The organism is Jatrophihabitans sp. (assembly GCF_036389215.1).
Classification (GTDB): domain Bacteria; phylum Actinomycetota; class Actinomycetes; order Mycobacteriales; family Jatrophihabitantaceae; genus Jatrophihabitans_A.
Map to the genome: position 1 here is coordinate 12685 of NZ_DASVQG010000067.1, position 15575 is coordinate 28259.

Below are 15575 nucleotides of genomic sequence, written 5' to 3' on the forward strand. Positions count from 1 at the left end.
TGTCGGCAGGCTCCGCGATTTCGGTCTGTCACGCGTTCTTGGCCCGGCGAAAACCGGACACTACGGGGCCATACGAGCAGGTACAGCCTTTGTGAGTTGTGAGATATCCGACCCGTGACGGTGTATCACCGCAGGACGCCGATTTCCTCCTCGGCGGCAATTCCGGCGCTTGCTGCCTAAACGATTTCCCATCATGCGCGTAATGCGTGACAGGCCGGGGCAGCCAGCACAATTCATCGCAATGCCATGCTTTTATAACGCATTTCACGATGCAGTCAGGCGAGCAAGGCACATCTCGCGTCCGGGCTGGGAAGAGCGGCTCGCCCGGAGCGGCTACCGAGCAGCCGGACGGAACCGTCGCAACCGCAGGCTGTTGGACACCACGAACACTGAACTGGCCGCCATCGCGGCCCCGGCGATCAACGGGTTGAGCAGCCCGAGTGCGGCCAGCGGCAGCGCGGCGATGTTGTACGCGAACGCCCAGAACAGGTTGGTCCTGATGGTGGCCAGCGTCGCACGGGACAGCCTGATGGCATCGGCGCCAGATCGCAGATCGCCACGAACCAGGGTCAGGTCCGATGACTCGATGGCGACATCGGTGCCGGTGCCCATCGCCAGGCCCAGGTCGGCCGCCGCCAGCGCCGCCGCGTCGTTGATCCCGTCGCCGACCATGGCCACGACATGGCCCTGCTGCCGCAGCTCCTGAACCACCGCGACCTTTCCGGCCGGCATCACGTCGGCGATCACCTCATCGATGCCGACCTCCGCGGCGACCGCCTCGGCGGCTCGGCGGTTGTCACCGGTCAGCAGCACCGGCCGGAGCCCCAGTTCGACGAACTCGCGCACAGCGACGGCCGAACTGACCTTCACGGTGTCAGCAACGGCGTACCCGCCTCGCACGCTGCCCTCCCAGCCGACCCACACCACGGTCTGCCCGACCGAGTAGGCCTGTTCGGCGGCTGCGCCCAGCTCCTCGGGCACAGCCATCGCCCATTCCTCCTCCAGCCAGCGCCGGCGCCCGGCAACGACGGTGCGGCCCTCGACCGAGCCGGATACCCCCAGCCCTCCATAGCTGCGGAAGTCGGCCACGGCCGCAGGCGGGGCGCCTGCCTGGTCGAGGGCGTGCGCGGCGACGGCCCGCCCGAGCGGGTGTTCCGAGGCCGCCTCCAACGCCCCGGCCAGCCGCAGCAGCTGCCCGGCATCGGTGCCGTGGGCGAGTAACACCCCGGCAACCCTCATCTGGCCGGTGGTGATGGTGCCCGTCTTGTCGAGCACCACCGTGTCGATCCGCCGGGCCGACTCCAGCACCTGTGGGCCCTTGAGCAGGATGCCTAGTTGCGCGCCGCGCCCGGTGCCCACCAACAGCGCGGTAGGAGTCGCCAGGCCCAGTGCGCAGGGGCAGGCGATGATCAGAACCGCGACCGCCGCGGTGACCGCGGTGGCCGCGCTGCTGCCCGAGACCAGCCAGGCCAGCAGGGTCACCAGCGACAGGGCGATCACGATCGGCACGAAGATCGACGACACCCGGTCGGCCAGCCGCTGGATTTCCGCCTTTCCGTTCTGGGCGTCGGTGACCAACCGGCCGATCTGCGCCAGTTGGGTGTCGGAGCCGACCCGGCTGGCGCGAACGACCAGCCGGCCGCCGGAGTTCATGGTCGCACCCGTCACGCCATTCCCGACGCCGACTTCGACCGGCACCGGTTCCCCGGTCAGCATCGAGGCGTCCACCGCCGAGCTGCCCTCGACGACGGTGCCGTCGGTGGCGATCTTCTCACCGGGCCGCACCACGAACAGGTCTCCGACCGTGAGCCGATCGATCGGCATGCGCTGTTCCACACCGGAGTCGGGCCGCAGGACCGCGACGTCCTTGGCGCCGAGATCCAGCAGCGCCCGCAAGGCAGCACCGGACTGCTTCTTGGCGCGCGCCTCGAAGTACCGCCCGGCCAGCAGGAACACCGTGACTACCGCGGCAACCTCGAGATAGATCTCATCCGCGTTGCCGCGAGCCGGCAGCAGCGTGAACTCCATCCGCATCCCTGGCCGGCCGGCATCTCCGAGGAACAGCGCCCAGAGCGACCAGAGGAACGCCGCGGTGACCCCGAGGGAGATGAGGGTGTCCATGGTCACTGCCCGGTGCCGGGCGTTGACCAGCGCGGCGCGGTGGAACGGCCAGGCGCCCCAGACGGCGACCGGCGCGGCCAGGGTCAGCGAGATCCATTGCCAATTGGTGAACTGCAGAAGGGGCATCATGGCCAGCGCGAGCACCGGAAGGGCCAGCACCGCCGAGATCAGCAGCCGCTGCCGAAGCCGGCCGGTCTCCGACTCCGGGCCTGCCGCGGCGCCGGGCTGAACCGCGGGCCGGGACGGCGCCGCGGTGTAGCCGGTTGCCTCGACGGTGGCGACCAGGTCGGCCTCGGTGAGACTCTCGGGAAAACGGACCTTTGCGGTCTCGGTGGCATAGTTGACACTCGCGGTGACGCCGGGAAGCTTGTTCAGCTTCTTCTCCACCCGGGCGGCACAGGATGCACACGTCATTCCGCCGATGTCCAGTTCGACCGCACGGTCGGTGGCGGTCAAGGGCGGTGCGGTGCTCACCCGAGCGTGCTCCTTGTCTGTGCGTGTCATCCCGTGCGGGTTGTCCGTACGAATTGTCCCAGCGGGCCGATAAGGCCGACGTGGGCTCAGGCGTCGACGAGACGGTAATTGCCCGCATCGTCCAGAGCGGCACTGACCTGCTCCGGCCGCAGTGGCTGTGCGCTGGTCACGGTGACTGTGGAGGTACCTGCGGCGTCGAGATCGACCGTGACGTCGCGAACCCCGTCGATCGCCTTGAGTTCGCTGCTGACGGCGTTGACACAGTGCGCACAGGTCATGCCGGCCACCTGGTAGGTCGAGCGAATCATGATTCTCTCCTTCCCTGACTGACGTGCATCTGACTGACGTGCATCTGACTGACGTGCATCTGACTGACATGCATCTGACTGACGTGCATCTGACTGACGTGCATCTGACTGACGTGCGGCGGCCCGCATACGGCCGGCGATTGTTCGGCAGGTGTCAGGAACGCACCAGCCTGGCGATGGCGGCCGAGGCTTCCTTGACCTTGGCCTCGGCGTCCTGGCCGCCGGCTTGGATCGCCCCGGCGACGCAATGGCCCAGGTGCTCCTCCAGCAGTGAGAGCGCCACCGCTTCCAGCGCCTTCGTCGCGGCGGACACCTGGGTGAGCACGTCGATGCAGTAGGTGTCGGCTTCCACCATCCGTTGCAGGCCACGCACCTGGCCCTCGATGCGGCGCAGCCGTTTGAGCTGGGCGTCCTTGATAGCGGAGTACCCCGGTTGCGCCGGGCCTGGCGGGTGCTCTGGTTGTGACATGTGGGCATCCCTTCTTCGCAAGGCCATCGACCGGGGGCTTCCTCCTTCCAAGGTACCCCCTACCGGTATATGGGTGCTACGTGAGGGAGCAGTGGCCTGCGCCACCGCGCCGGAAGGCAGCCGGACAAATAGGAATCAAGGACCGCACAAATGAGGATGACGGATAGCGAACGGCTCCGGAGAATAGTCCTGGATCTCACCGGTATCTAACAGGTCTCACCCGGCCATCGATTCCGGCACAGGGATCTCATCAGAGCAGGCTTCGACCCCTCGCAGGGAGAGCCGCAGCCGGAGTCTAGGAGGACTGCGATGGGCAACATGCATCATTCGGTGTCGGGATGGGACACCACGGGGGCGATTCTGCTGCTCGGCTGGGCGGTCGCCATGTGGGCGGCAGTGGCGGTCCTGGCCGTCGCCAGCCGCAGGAATGTGCGGCCCTGGGTGTTCCAGGGCGCGGCGGGGGTGATCGGCATCGGCGTGGTGGGCCAGATCGGTCACCTGCAGGAGCACATCGCCCAGGCCGCGTACTGGATCGGCCATCCCAATGCCAAGCCTTGGATGACGCCGTGGGGTGAGGGTCTGGCGAAGGGCTACGGCCAGATCGACAAGGCCCACCCTTCGCTGGGCATGGAGATCCTGCACCTGATCGGCAACTTCATCTTCCTGGCCGGGATCGCCGGGGTGGTGCTGATCACCAACCGGGCGCGGCAGACCCGGGCCCGCAAGTGGGGGAAGATGGGTCTCTGGATGCAGGGAATCCACGGACTGGAGCACGTGGTCCTGACCGCGTCGGTCGCGCTGGGCGCCACCCGGGCGATCGGGTTGTCGACCTGGTTCGGCACCCTCTCGGTCGGGCCCGGCCTGTGGACCTACCGCATCTGGTGGCACACCCTGGCGAACCTGGTCGGCTCGGTCATCTTCGGCCTCGCGGTGTACCACCTCTGGCAGGAGCGGGCGACGGTGCGCGCCACCTTCATGGCCGGTGCGGACGCCGATCTTGACACCGTCAAGGAGCCGGTGCGGGCTCGGGTGAGCCGGCCGGTGCCCGACCCGGCGGGTGTGGTGTAAAGGCCGAGGGCCAACGTTCGCCACAAGGTCCGGCGTGGTCGCGTCCAGAGGATGCGTCCGCGCCGGACCTTCGCTTGCCCGGCTGGAGCGTCAGCCGCCTCGGCGGCTCAGCCGGTTGATCAGCCGGCGCAGGAACGCGAATCGGGAACCTCGCATCGCCTTCAGTTCGGCCATGTTCTCCGCGCTTCGATACCGGTCATGGGAGTGCGCCGCGTGCTGCGAGTTCGCAATTCCGGTGGCGTGGGCGATACCGGTGGTTGGCGGCTGAGGAATCGTCATCTCGAAGCCTTCCCGTGAGGAGTCACACCCAACCTCGAGCCGGATGTGCAGGGAGCTGAGCATAGGACAATAGCCCTGACCTACCGGGTGTTTCGGACACAATCGTGACCTGGACTCTCGCCAGCGACCCGAGCCCGGCAGCGCTCGGTCCAGGCGTCCCGCTGGACGACGGACGCGGTTCCGGCAACGTAGCCGTCAGCTCGTGGAGGCCACCGGACCCGAGGATCTGATGTTGCGACTGCCTGATGACTGGGTGTGGGACAGCTGGATAGCCGACGACGGCGAGCGCTATCACTTGTATCTCCTGAGGGCCTCACGAGCACTGCTGGATCCCACCCTGCGGCACGCTCGAGCCACCATCGGCCACGCGAGCTCTCTCGACCTGCGTGAGTGGACCTATCACGGCGAGGCAGCACTCGTGGCACTCATGAGCGGCTGGCTGGTCTTTGACCTCTACGTCCTCTACGTCGTGATCAGGGTGGGCTGGCGGTTCCTGCGGGGACGGGCCGTGGCCGCCCGCTGATCCCCGAGGTCAGGAGGCCACCGGGGCGGGCTGGCAGAGCTCCGCCGCCACCACCCAGTCCTCCTCCAGTTCGGCGTCGCGCTGCTCGGTGAGGCCGTCGAGCAGGGTGCCGTCGAGCAGGGTGCCGTCGATGCCGCCGATCTCGGCGATCCGGTCACGGAGGATCCGGGCGGCTACCAGGGCCGACTTGGTGCCGCGCGCCGTCACCGGGTCCAAGTGGTAGCCGGCGTCGCCGACCAGGCACCAGCCGGGTCCGCTCATCGGGCGGCGCTGCATCCGCAGCTTGCCGGCGCCGCCGAGCCGGCTGACCTGCCGCCCCACCTTCACCGCCGGGCCGATGTGCGGGTCCTCGGCGGTGATCCGGGCGAACAGCCGCGCCGGATGACCGCCTGACTCGTCGATCAGCCGCTGGTGCATGTCGGTGGACACGCACCACTGCCCGGGACCGCACGGCGTCGAGATGGCGAGGCTGCCCGGCTGCGAGGAGAAGTAGCCCCGGTCCGGGCGCAGCGGCAGGTCGGCGAAGTAGGCCAGCAGCGCGACCCACGGCGAGGGGACCACCCGGTAGGGCTCGGCGCCGAGCCGGTCGGCGTTGTGGGACAGCCGGCCGTCGGCCAGCACCAGCAGGTCGCAGCTGACCTGGTGGTCGGCGCCGCCCTGCCGGACCGTCACCCCGCGCACCCGGCCGCCCCGGCTGGTGATGTCGGTGACCCGGGCCGGCCGCGCCACGGTGACGTTGCCCCGGCTCTCGGCCACCCGCAACAGCGCCGGATCGAGCACCTCGCGCGGCACCGTCATCCGGTAGGAATGCCCGTCCTGCTGGGGGTACTCGTACTCGGCGACGTCGTCGTCGACGCGCAGGGTGTGCCCGTACGTCCGCGGCGCGCCGCAGGCCAGCACCGCCTCCAGCAGGCCGAGGTCCTGCCACAGCAGGTTGCCCTCCCGGTCCCAGGTGGACTGCTGGGGCCAGAACGAGGTGGCCTGCGAGGCGTCGACCACCAGGACGCTCTCGGCGTACGGCGCGAGCGCCCAGGCGGCGGTGGCGCCGGCGATCCGGCCGCCGGCCACCACCACGCTCCAGTGACCGGCGATCACACCGGTGCTGGCGTCGGCATGCCCAATTCGACCGGAACGCCCTCGACGGTGCCATGCTGCTGCGGTTGCTCGTGCCAGTTCATGGAGATGAAGACCTTGGCGATGTCCTCCCGGGCGAACCGGATCCCGGCCTCGTCGGTGATCAGCCGGCCGTACTGGCACAGTTGGTCGAGGTAGTCCTTGACGTCCTGGTACTCCAGGGCCGTCCACAGCGACGTTCCGGTCCGCTCCTGGAAGACCTTGGCGTCGACGCCCTCGGGCGTGGTCAGCGCGAAACCGATCAGGCTGCCGGCCTGCGACTCCTCCGCCAGCGACAGGTCGTAGTCGAACGTGGTCGGGTTGGCGATGTAGCTGTGCAGCTTGCCGGCGCTGAAGCCCTTCATCCGGCCCTCGATCACCGAGAACGCGCCGGAGCCGAACCCGATCCAGTCCAGCTTCATCTGGTAGTAGGCGAGATCGGCCTGGCAGATCGGGCTGCCGAAGTAGGCAAAGGTGTACTCCGGAAAGCCGTGCTCGGTCAGGATGTCGCTGGCCAGTTGGTAGGCCGCGAGCTGGTTGCGCAGGTCGGTCTTGGCGTTGGCCCGGTCCAGCCGACGGCGCAGCACGGTGCCCTCGCTGGCCCGGTAGGCATAGATCGAGTAGTGGTTCACCGGCAGTGACACGGCGTGCCGCATCATCTGCTCGACCTCGGCCAGGTCCTGGTCCGGAAAGCCCACTATCAGGTCGATGTTGATGTTGTCGAAGCCGGCCTGACGGGCCAGCTCGATGCTGGATTCGGCCATCACCGCCGAGTGGGCGCGCCCGATCATCCGCAACCGGGCGTCGGAGAAGGACTGCACGCCGATGCTGATGCGGTTGAAGCCGAGGCCGCGCAGCAGGGTCAGCTTCTCCAGGGTGAGCGACTCCGGGCTGCTCTCGATGGTGGCCTCGAGGATGCCGCTCATGTCGAAGGAGCCGGCCATCGCGCCGTGGAGCGTCTGGATCTCCTCACAGCTCAGGATGCTCGCGGTGCCGCCGCCCCAGTACATGAGTTCCGGCTGGTACCGCTCGGTCAGCGCCGGGGCCTGTTCGGCGATCTGGATCTTCAGCGCGTCCAGGTGACCCCGGCGGCCCTCGGACTCCGGCCCCAGCCGGAGGTCACCGATCGGGACCTTGACCACCCAGTCGCAGAAGTGGCACTTGGAATTGCAGAACGGGGTGTTGACGTAGAGCAGCAAAGGGCGTTTCGCGCCGCCTGCTTCGGACAATGCAAGCTCCTTTGACCAGAATCGATGCGAGTTCTGCGTGCAGTCACATGCTTGTCGAGGCAGCTTATCTGCCGTCGAGCACAGGAGCGACGGGTTAGTCCGCGGCGTTGCGGTAGGCCCAGAGACGCAGGGCAAGGTGCAGGTCGTCGCGCTCCGCCCCGGTCTTGAGATTCACGCCGGTGACGGCCTCGATGCGCTCGATCCGGTAGTACAGCGTCGTGCGATGGATGTGCAGCAGCTCGGCGGTGCGCGCCACGTCGCCCCCCGAGTCGAGCAGGGCCCGGGCCGTCAGCAGCAGGTCGGCGCGGTCAAGGGCAGCAAGCGCCGGTGCCCCCGGGTGGACGTCGGCGACGGCGAGCTCGTCCGGGGCGTTGACGATCAGGTGCCACCCGCCCAGGGCGTCCCAGCTCGGGCGGCTGAGCGTGGCGCCCGCCCGCAGCGCTTGCAGCACCACGCGCGCCCGGCTGACGGCAACGTGCAGCTTGGCCAGCGGCAGCGGCGGCCCGCTGGTCGCCCGAACGGGCTCGGATCCAGCATGAGCGCCGGCAGTAGCGCCAGCCGCAGCGCCGGCCGTAGCGCCGGCAAGGTGCACCTTCATCCGCCCCGGCAGGTCCCAGCCGCCTGGTCCTGGCGGGGAGGTGACCACGACGGTGGTCGCGGGATCGAGTTCCTCGAGCCGGATCAGCTCGCGGGCCGCGTCGAGATCCTCGCCCGCAGCCAGCTGCGCGAGCAGCGCCGCTCGGCGATGATCGCGCCCGTCACCGGTCAAGCGCTGCTGGGCCAGGTGGGCCGCTGCCAGGTCGGCGCACGCGACGAGTGCCGGGAGTTCCGCCTCTATCAGGGTCTGGTCCGGGTCCAGTACCCACAGATAGCCGAGCAGGTCGCGGTTGGTTCGCAGCGGCAGGCACCAGCGCGCCAGCATCTCCGCCTCGGCTACGGCCGGCACCCTGACCGGTCCGGTCGCCTTGGCCAGACCCAGCCGGGCCACCACAGCGACCGCGGCGGGATGGACCTCACGTTCGAGGATGGTGCGCATCCGGGTGGGGTCGATCCTGCCCTGCCGGCTCCACCACAGCGGCCGGTGCTGCGGGTCCTCCACGAGGACGGCCCGGCCGAGGTCGGCTCCGAGCCGGTCGACCGTTGCCTGCACCTCGGCCGACGTCGCCATGGCCCTCCCCTACCCCTCGACCAACCCTGATTCGACAAACGTAGGAAACCACATCGAGATGTTCCGCCGCAGCGCCGAAGCGGCCTGGTGACTGCATTAATAGAGTCGGTCCCAGCTAGGAATGATTCGTCCTTTTCTGACCGCCTACCGGTACCCGAGCGAGGGATCTGAGCGTCACGAATGGGCCCGGAGTTGACCGCCCGTGCCCGCCGGGAAGGTGAGGGGCCCGTGTCCGACCGGACGCGGGCCCTTTGCCTGCCAGCCCGTGATCGACACTCGTGGCCCGGGGTCCACCCTGGTTACGGGCTGCCACCTCCCTGACGGACTGCCGCTCAGCTACGGACTGCCGTCCCGAGACCCTCGTCCTCGCCGCGGCTACGCTCGTCGGGTGCCCGTCGATCGCAGTGCTGACCTGACGGCAAGCGCTGACCGGGCGCCGGCCGCTGCCGGGATTCCCGGGGCGCCAGGGCCCTCCCGGTCGGTAAGGGGCGTGCTGCACGCCGTGCTGCGTGCGGCGCTGCTGACCCTGGAGGCCGCCGAGCGCAAGCTCGCCTGGCTGCTGCTGCGCCTGGGCCGGCCGGTGCGTGTCCACCCCTTCTCCGGTTTCGGCAACGGCGACTGGGCTTTGCTGGGAGGGCGGGTGCTGGTCGGGACGCCGCCTCGCACCGGCAGCGGGCGAGCGAGCAGGTGGGCGGTTCTGCGCGCGAACCTGCAGCCGTTCCTCAGCGTCGAGGTGCCCGGAGCGCAGGTGCGCGTCACACTCGACGGGCACGAGATGGTGGTGCGCGCCGACCCCGAGGGTTACGTCCGGGTGCTGGTCGAGGACGCGGCGCTGCCGCCCGGACGGCACCGGGTGACTCTCACCCCCGTGCAGCCGCCCGGCGAGCCCGCCTTCGCAACGGTGTACGTGCCCGACCCGGCGGCGGACGTGGCTGTCGTCAGCGACGTCGACGACACCATCGTCGACTCCGGCATCGCCCATGGCCTGGCCGCCACTATCAGCACGATGCTGCTGCAGGATCAGTCGACCCGGGTCCCGTTGACCGGCGCCGCGGAGCTGTACCGCGCACTGGCGCAGGGGGCCTCGGGAGTCGAGCGGCCGTTTCTTCTACCTGTCGACGAGCCCGTGGAACCTGGTCGGCTTCCTGCAGGGCTTCCTGGCGCGGCACGGGTTCCCGGAGGGGCCGCTCGTGCTGACCGACTGGGGCCCCGGCGCCGACAGCCTGCTGCGGGTCAGCTCCCGGGCGCACAAGCTGTCCACCCTGCGACGGCTGGCGCAGGCGCTGCCGCACGGTCGCTTCGTCCTGATCGGTGACAGCGGCCAGCAGGACCCGGCCATCTACGCCGACTTCTGCGCCGAGCATCCCGGGCGGGTCGCCGCGATCTACATCCGCCGTGCGGGCGCGGCCGGTCCGGCCAACACGCAGCGCACCGAGCAGGCTGAGCGCCTTCTCGCCGGGACCGGCGTGCCGTTCATTCTGGCCGACGACACCGAGGCGATGCTCCGGCATGCGCGGCAGCATGGGCTCATCGCTCCGGCTAGGGTCGGGGACGTTCCAGATAGGTAGCCGGGGCCGGTTGAAAGCCCAGCTTGGCGTACAGCTCATGGGCGTCGGCGGTGTGCAGCATCCACCGCCAAGTCGGCTGGCTGTCCACCGCCTCGCGCACGATCGCCAGCCCGAGGCCCTTGCTCCGATGTGCCGCCAGCACATACACATCGGCCAGATATCCCAACGACACCCCGTCGGACACCACCCGTGCGAAGCCGACCTGGGCACCGTCCGGTGTGTAGAGCCCGATGCAGCGCCACGCGGAGTCGAGCTGCCGGACGATGTCCTCAGCGCCTCGCCACCGCCCCCAGTACGCCTCCGTGGTGAGGAAGGCGATCACGGCTTCCCGGTCCAGCCGGTCGGGGTCGTCGTCGAGCTGGTAGCCGCCAGATAGGCGCCGCTGCATCGGTCCTCCCCTGGTTCGGTGTCGGTGGCGATGCATTCCAGGATGGCTCAGCCCGCTGCTACCCGCTCAGGGTCAGTTGTTCCTGCTCAGGGCCGCAGCAGCGCCTTGATCGAGCGGCGCTCGTCCATCGCCCGGTACCCCTCAGCGGCGTCGGCGAGCGGCAGGTCGAGGTCGAACACCTTGCCCGGATCGATCTCGCGGTTGCAGATCAGGCCGATGAGTTCAGGCAGGAACCGGCGGACCGGCGCGGGGCCGCCGTGCAGGTGAGCGGCAGAGAAGAACAGCTCGTCGCCGGGCAGTTGGACGTCATGCGCGACGCCGACGTAGCCGACGTGGCCGCCCGCCCGAGTGGCGCGGATGGCCTGCATCATCGACTCCTGGGTGCCGACCGCCTCGATGACCGAGTGCGCGCCCAGCCCGTTGGTCAGGTCCTTGATGCGGGCAACTCCCTCATCGCCGCGCTCGCTGACGATGTCCGTCGCGCCGAACTCGGTGGCCAGCCTCTGCCGGGGCTCGTGGCGGCTCATCGCGATGATGCGCTCGGCCCCGAGTCGCTTCGCGGCGAGCACCCCGAGCAGGCCGACCGCGCCGTCGCCGACCACGGCGACGGTCTTGCCCGGGCCGGCTTCGGCGGCGACCGCGGCGAACCAACCGGTGCCGAGCACGTCCGAGGCGGCCAGCAGGCTGGGTACCAGGTCGTCGTCCGGGACCTCCGGCGTGGCCACCAGCGTGCCGTCGGCCAGTGGGATGCGCGCGAACTCCGCCTGGGTGCCGATGCGGCCCATCGGTTCGGCGTGCACACAGCGGGACTGGTAGCCGGCCCGGCAGATCTCGCAGGTGTTGTCGGAGGCGAAGAACGAGCCCACGACGAACTGTCCCGGCTTGACGGTGCGGACCTCGCTGCCGACCTCTTCGACGATGCCGACGTATTCGTGGCCCATCGGAGTCGGCTCGCTGACGGCTTCGATGCCGCGGTAGGGCCAGAGGTCCGAGCCGCAGACACAGGTGGCGGAGATCCGGATGATCGCGTCGGTCGCTGTGATGATCTCGGGATCGTCGCGCTCTTCGCTGCGCACGTCTCGGGGCCCGTAGATGAGTGTTCCTCGCATGAAGATTCTCCTAGTCGTTACGTCAGCTGCTCGGTGTGCCGCCGGCAACGAGCACGGCCGACGGTGATCGGGCTCCCGGGTTTGCTCACCGGCCGCCGTTTCACCGGATAAGCTCTATCCGCTTACCTCCACCGTAACACCTAAGCGGATGCCGTTAATCCACTTAGGGGTACGATCAAGCCATGACGGCGACACCTGACCGCTCGCTCCGGAAGGACGCCGCACTCAACCGCGAGCGCCTGCTGGCTGCGGCCAGTCAGCTCTTCGCCGAGCGCGGCCTCAACGTGACGCTGAACGACATCGCGCACCACGCCGGCGTCGGAGTCGGTACGGCCTACCGCCGGTTCGCCAACAAGGAAGAGGTCATCGACGCCCTCTTCGAGCAACGCCTGCAGGCCGTGGCGGCGGTCGCGCAAGAAGCGCTGGACGATCCGGATGCCTGGCACGCACTCGTGACGTTCCTGGAGCGCACGCTGCACATGCAGTTCGGTGACCGCGGCCTGAACGAGATCATGAACAACCCCCAGCTCGGAGATGCCAGGGTGAGTGACGCCCGGGACCGCATCGCCCCGCTGATCGAGGCACTGGTCGAGCGGGCCAAGCAACAAGGCGCCGTTCGCCCGGACCTCGACCAGACCGACGTGATCTTCACCCAGGTCGCGCTGTCGGCCATCATGGACAGCGCCCGCACCATCGCGCCTGACTTGTACCGCCGCTACCTCACGATCTTCCTGGACGGCATCCGAGCGGACCGAAAGGCGTTCACACCACTTCCGACCGCGCCGCTCAGCGCCAACCAGACACACCTGGCGATGACTCGCAGGCGTCAGAACGCCGGATCCCGATAGGCGTACACGCGCGGCTGACTCAGGCCGGCCGGCTGGCTCTGGCACCCGACTGCTGCGCAGTCGCTATTCCTATGTGGAGGGCTTCCGCAACGTTCAACCTCGGCAGATGACCCGATTCATACGGCAGGGCGGGCTTCGCGGTTGCCATCGGCGAACTGATGTGGCCACAGTCACGATGCGCCGATTTTGACCGTTTGACCAATACTGTTACTTTTGCCGATAGACGCTATGGTGGCTTTTAATGCACCAGATCCTTGAGGAGCGTCTCAAATCTCCTGACGTTCGCGGTAAGGAGGCGAAGTATGAAGGGCGCAAATCATAAAGGTTTTGTCGAATATTTCACTGACCAAGAACGCGCTGAGCGCGCTCAGAGAAGACTTGGCTGAGTACCAGACATCGGATCGGCTCATTTCTTCGGCTAGTTCCATCGCCACAGAGCTGGCAACTCACGGAATTTCGTTCGAGGGTAACGAATTAGCGGTATCCCTGAACCCTACGTTGGTGACGAGTGCGGAGACCGAACGGGCCGCGACTGCAGGCGCGGTGCTCCGCAGAGTGCTGAACCGCAGCATCAACCAATTCATCACCGAGCACGTAACCGGCCAACTGGACGGCCCGATGCACCGGTTCTTCACCCCCTACTTCACGTGGTGGAACCTGATCGCGTCCGAGCGGCGCACCCACGACGCCATCCAGTTGATGAGATACGACGCGGTCCGTGCCGACTCCGGCGGGTGGAGCTTCATCGAAACCAACACCGCTTGCCCGGGCGGCACGATTCACTGCTCGCGAGTGCGGACAGCATGGCTGAACAGCGATGTGGCGGGAGCAGTCGAGAACCAGTCGATTTCTGAATTCGCAGTTGACGACCCCACCGGTTTCGTCACTTTCATGGCTCGACGGGCCGAAGAGATTGACCCGACGGCGCCGAATATCGCCATCCTAAATTACCAGGGCGACTATACTAACGAGCTGGAATCACTGCGTCGGTGCCATGCCGCGCTTCGAGCGTCCGGCCAGTTGTCCGCAGGGGAGCTCCTCCTTGGCGATATCACTGAACTTCGGGTGGTTGGTGAAGAAATTCACCTCCGAGGCGTCAAATTGTCACTTATCCACAATAAGCTCGACCAGTTACAAATCAATCCCGAGGATGCGGCAGTAGCCAATTGGGTCGCCGCTGCGCGCAGCACGAGCGTCGAATTTCTCAACTCTCTCGGTTCGCTCTATTTGACTGAAGCGAAGCGGTCACTGGTTCTGCTGTCGGATCCGAACTGGAACCGGCACCTGCGCCTGACCGACGACGAGGCAGCAGTCATCTCCGAATACGTGCCTTACACCCGCTTGTTGCAGGATCTCGTTCAGGACGGCGACGGTTCCAGCAGCCTGCCCGGTCGTGCCCGCCAATCATTCGTGCTCAAGGCGGATTCGCTTACCCGAGGCAGCGGGATCTTCATCGGCGGCCGCAGCACCGTCGGCGAATGGGCGAGGGCGATCGAAACCACCCGACAGCACCACGGCGTCGCGCAGTTGATGTGTGACCTGCCATCACGTCCTTCCAAGCACGTCACGGCTGATCGTCAGATCATCGACGTCGTCGAATACTTCGGTGTCGACGTGTTCTTCTTCGGTGAAGACTTCGCCGGAATGGTGGGGCGCTCGCACACCGAACAGATTTTCAACGTGGGCAACGGTGGTCGCGAGACGCCGGTGCTGGTGATCGGAGGCGACTGTGCCTGATACCGACACTTGGGCGGCCGAGCGCTTCTTGGCGTTCTGCGCAGTCTACGGGGGTAGCAAGGTGCGGCCGCTGGCCGAGTCAACGCGGCTAGAATCGGCTGGCCTGGACCGGCTCCGTGCTGCTGTACCGCTCATCCTGGCGGCCCAGCGCAAAATTCTGGCGCACCTGCTCGACACCCGCGGGCCGGGCGAGGTACTCCGACTGTGCGGTGTGCCCGCCGAGCTCACTCCCTGGATCTCGGTCCTGCGCGATCCCTGGCTGGACTGCCAACCGATCATGCGGATAGACGCGGTTCAGGCTGCCGACGGGACGGTGTGGATTTGTGAGCTGAACATCGATTCCAGCGTCGGTATCGCCGAGGCGGCCGAACTTCGGCGCCTGGAAGAGGTCGCCGCGGGGGTCGATCCCCAGCCGACACCATACGAGGATCTAGCGACGATGCTGGGCCCGATGCTCGCTGACTCAGGCGCAGACCGGATTTGCCTACTCGACTGGAGCAGCTGGGACGGTTACGGCATGTATGACCTGGAATGGATGCGTCGCGTCCTGGAAGCCAGGCTTCCTGGTATCCGGGTGTCAATCGCCACCGAGAAGGACGGTCTTGACGCCATCGACTCGCGGACGCTGGTCTACCGGGTGTTCATGGCTGAGGATGCCATGGCCGACCTCGACTTCGTTTCCCATTTGTTCGAGCGGGCGGGCGCGGTGGTCACCGACTTCTCCTGTGAGCTGCTAGGCAGCAAGGTGTGGATGGCCATCCTGCAGGATCCCCAGTACGACTTTCTGTTAGACGAGCCGAGTCGGGCCGCGATCGCCACGGTTATCCCGCCCACCGTCGTCGTCTCGGCTGACAACCGGGCCGCGCTGCTCGCATCCCGAGCCGACCTGTTCTTCAAGTCGGCCTGCGACTTCGGCGGCCATGGCGTGATCTCCGGACGCGCCGTCGCCCAGGACGAACTGGCGCGGCTGCTCGAATCGGAGCTATCGAAGGTCTGGATCGCGCAACAGGCGGTGGAGCCTGCCCGCATCGAGATCCGGCAGGCCGGCTCGTCGATGCCAGCGTCGGCTCGCAGCGTGCTGGGGTTGTTCCGGTTCGGCCAGCATTGGTCAGGAATCCTGGTTCGGGCCAGCCATGAGTCAGACATCATCAACGCGGCGGGCGGATCTGCAGT

At 67.6% G+C, this 15575-nt stretch carries 14 protein-coding genes and 2 pseudogenes; 7 read left to right on the top strand and 9 right to left on the bottom strand.

Features of this window, described 5'->3' with window-relative positions:
* Positions 1–333 precede the first annotated feature (333 nt).
* The 3 genes from VF542_RS03035 to VF542_RS03045 form a co-directional block, all read right to left on the bottom strand.
* A complete protein-coding gene (locus VF542_RS03035) occupies positions 334–2625 on the bottom strand; it encodes a heavy metal translocating P-type ATPase (RefSeq protein WP_408650230.1) in 2292 nt (763 codons plus the stop codon).
* Positions 2626–2681: 56 nt separating this feature from the next.
* Positions 2682–2903, bottom strand: a complete 222-nt coding sequence (locus tag VF542_RS03040; protein WP_408650231.1) for a heavy-metal-associated domain-containing protein — start codon at positions 2901–2903, stop codon at positions 2682–2684.
* A gap of 154 nt (positions 2904–3057) precedes the next feature.
* Positions 3058–3372: a metal-sensitive transcriptional regulator gene (locus VF542_RS03045; protein WP_408650232.1), complete on the bottom strand. Its 315-nt coding sequence runs from the start codon at positions 3370–3372 to the stop codon at positions 3058–3060.
* A 309-nt stretch (positions 3373–3681) separates the two neighbouring features.
* On the opposite strand from VF542_RS03045, the gene VF542_RS03050 reads away from it, so the two are divergent.
* Positions 3682–4440 (top strand): DUF6008 family protein, encoded by a 759-nt coding sequence (locus tag VF542_RS03050; RefSeq protein ID WP_408650233.1) that lies wholly within the window; start codon positions 3682–3684, stop codon positions 4438–4440.
* Between the two features lie 90 nt (positions 4441–4530).
* Here VF542_RS03050 and VF542_RS03055 read toward each other — a convergent pair whose 3' ends face one another.
* Positions 4531–4719 carry a hypothetical protein gene (locus tag VF542_RS03055; RefSeq protein ID WP_408650234.1) on the bottom strand — a complete coding sequence of 63 codons (189 nt, stop codon included), beginning with the start codon at positions 4717–4719 and terminating at the stop codon, positions 4531–4533.
* A 229-nt stretch (positions 4720–4948) separates the two neighbouring features.
* Between VF542_RS03055 and VF542_RS03060 the strand changes: the two genes are divergently transcribed.
* Positions 4949–5242 (top strand): hypothetical protein, encoded by a 294-nt coding sequence (locus VF542_RS03060; RefSeq protein ID WP_408650235.1) that lies wholly within the window; start codon positions 4949–4951, stop codon positions 5240–5242.
* Between the two features lie 9 nt (positions 5243–5251).
* Here the strand turns inward: VF542_RS03060 and VF542_RS03065 are convergent, their stop codons facing one another.
* The 3 genes from VF542_RS03065 to VF542_RS03075 form a co-directional block, all read right to left on the bottom strand.
* Entirely contained in the window at positions 5252–6337 is a 1086-nt protein-coding gene (locus VF542_RS03065; RefSeq protein WP_408650236.1) for an NAD(P)/FAD-dependent oxidoreductase, read from the bottom strand.
* Positions 6334–7584 carry a coproporphyrinogen-III oxidase family protein gene (locus VF542_RS03070; RefSeq protein ID WP_408650237.1) on the bottom strand — a complete coding sequence of 417 codons (1251 nt, stop codon included), beginning with the start codon at positions 7582–7584 and terminating at the stop codon, positions 6334–6336. The genes VF542_RS03065 and VF542_RS03070 overlap by 4 nt, the downstream gene beginning before the upstream one ends.
* Before the next feature lie 94 nt (positions 7585–7678).
* Positions 7679–8752 (bottom strand): PucR family transcriptional regulator, encoded by a 1074-nt coding sequence (locus VF542_RS03075; RefSeq protein ID WP_408650238.1) that lies wholly within the window; start codon positions 8750–8752, stop codon positions 7679–7681.
* 775 nt (positions 8753–9527) lie between these two features.
* On the opposite strand from VF542_RS03075, the pseudogene VF542_RS03080 reads away from it, so the two are divergent.
* Together VF542_RS03080 and VF542_RS03085 are read left to right on the top strand one after the other, a co-directional pair.
* Positions 9528–9821: pseudogene (locus tag VF542_RS03080) on the top strand (phosphatase domain-containing protein); the annotation flags it as partial.
* A 76-nt stretch (positions 9822–9897) separates the two neighbouring features.
* A complete protein-coding gene (locus VF542_RS03085; protein ID WP_408650245.1) occupies positions 9898–10320 on the top strand; it encodes a phosphatase domain-containing protein in 423 nt (140 codons plus the stop codon).
* Here VF542_RS03085 and VF542_RS03090 read toward each other — a convergent pair.
* Positions 10292–10708 carry a GNAT family N-acetyltransferase gene (locus tag VF542_RS03090; RefSeq protein WP_408650239.1) on the bottom strand — a complete coding sequence of 139 codons (417 nt, stop codon included), beginning with the start codon at positions 10706–10708 and terminating at the stop codon, positions 10292–10294. The genes VF542_RS03085 and VF542_RS03090 overlap by 29 nt on opposite strands.
* An 86-nt stretch (positions 10709–10794) precedes the next feature.
* The gene (locus VF542_RS03095) at positions 10795–11817 is read right to left on the bottom strand and encodes a zinc-dependent alcohol dehydrogenase family protein (RefSeq protein ID WP_408650240.1); all 1023 of its coding nucleotides are present in this window, start codon (positions 11815–11817) and stop codon (positions 10795–10797) included.
* 182 nt (positions 11818–11999) lie between these two features.
* On the opposite strand from VF542_RS03095, the gene VF542_RS03100 reads away from it, so the two are divergent.
* The 3 genes and pseudogenes from VF542_RS03100 to VF542_RS03110 all read left to right on the top strand — a co-directional run.
* Positions 12000–12665 carry a TetR/AcrR family transcriptional regulator gene (locus tag VF542_RS03100; RefSeq protein ID WP_408650241.1) on the top strand — a complete coding sequence of 222 codons (666 nt, stop codon included), beginning with the start codon at positions 12000–12002 and terminating at the stop codon, positions 12663–12665.
* 327 nt (positions 12666–12992) lie between these two features.
* Positions 12993–14402, top strand: a complete 1410-nt coding sequence (locus VF542_RS03105) for a hypothetical protein (protein WP_408650242.1) — start codon at positions 12993–12995, stop codon at positions 14400–14402.
* Positions 14395–15575: pseudogene (locus VF542_RS03110) on the top strand (hypothetical protein); the annotation flags it as partial. The gene VF542_RS03105 and the pseudogene VF542_RS03110, both read left to right, overlap by 8 nt.

Coding starts and splice junctions, on each gene's coding strand:
- VF542_RS03090 (WP_408650239.1), bottom strand. CDS start 10,708: ATGCAGCGGCGCCTATCTGGCGGCTACCAGCTCGACGACGACCCCGAC.
- VF542_RS03075 (WP_408650238.1), bottom strand. CDS start 8,752: ATGGCGACGTCGGCCGAGGTGCAGGCAACGGTCGACCGGCTCGGAGCC.
- VF542_RS03040 (WP_408650231.1), bottom strand. CDS start 2,903: ATGATTCGCTCGACCTACCAGGTGGCCGGCATGACCTGTGCGCACTGT.
- VF542_RS03095 (WP_408650240.1), bottom strand. CDS start 11,817: ATGCGAGGAACACTCATCTACGGGCCCCGAGACGTGCGCAGCGAAGAG.
- VF542_RS03060 (WP_408650235.1), top strand. CDS start 4,949: ATGTTGCGACTGCCTGATGACTGGGTGTGGGACAGCTGGATAGCCGAC.
- VF542_RS03100 (WP_408650241.1), top strand. CDS start 12,000: ATGACGGCGACACCTGACCGCTCGCTCCGGAAGGACGCCGCACTCAAC.
- VF542_RS03050 (WP_408650233.1), top strand. CDS start 3,682: ATGGGCAACATGCATCATTCGGTGTCGGGATGGGACACCACGGGGGCG.
- VF542_RS03035 (WP_408650230.1), bottom strand. CDS start 2,625: ATGACACGCACAGACAAGGAGCACGCTCGGGTGAGCACCGCACCGCCC.
- VF542_RS03045 (WP_408650232.1), bottom strand. CDS start 3,372: ATGTCACAACCAGAGCACCCGCCAGGCCCGGCGCAACCGGGGTACTCC.
- VF542_RS03055 (WP_408650234.1), bottom strand. CDS start 4,719: ATGACGATTCCTCAGCCGCCAACCACCGGTATCGCCCACGCCACCGGA.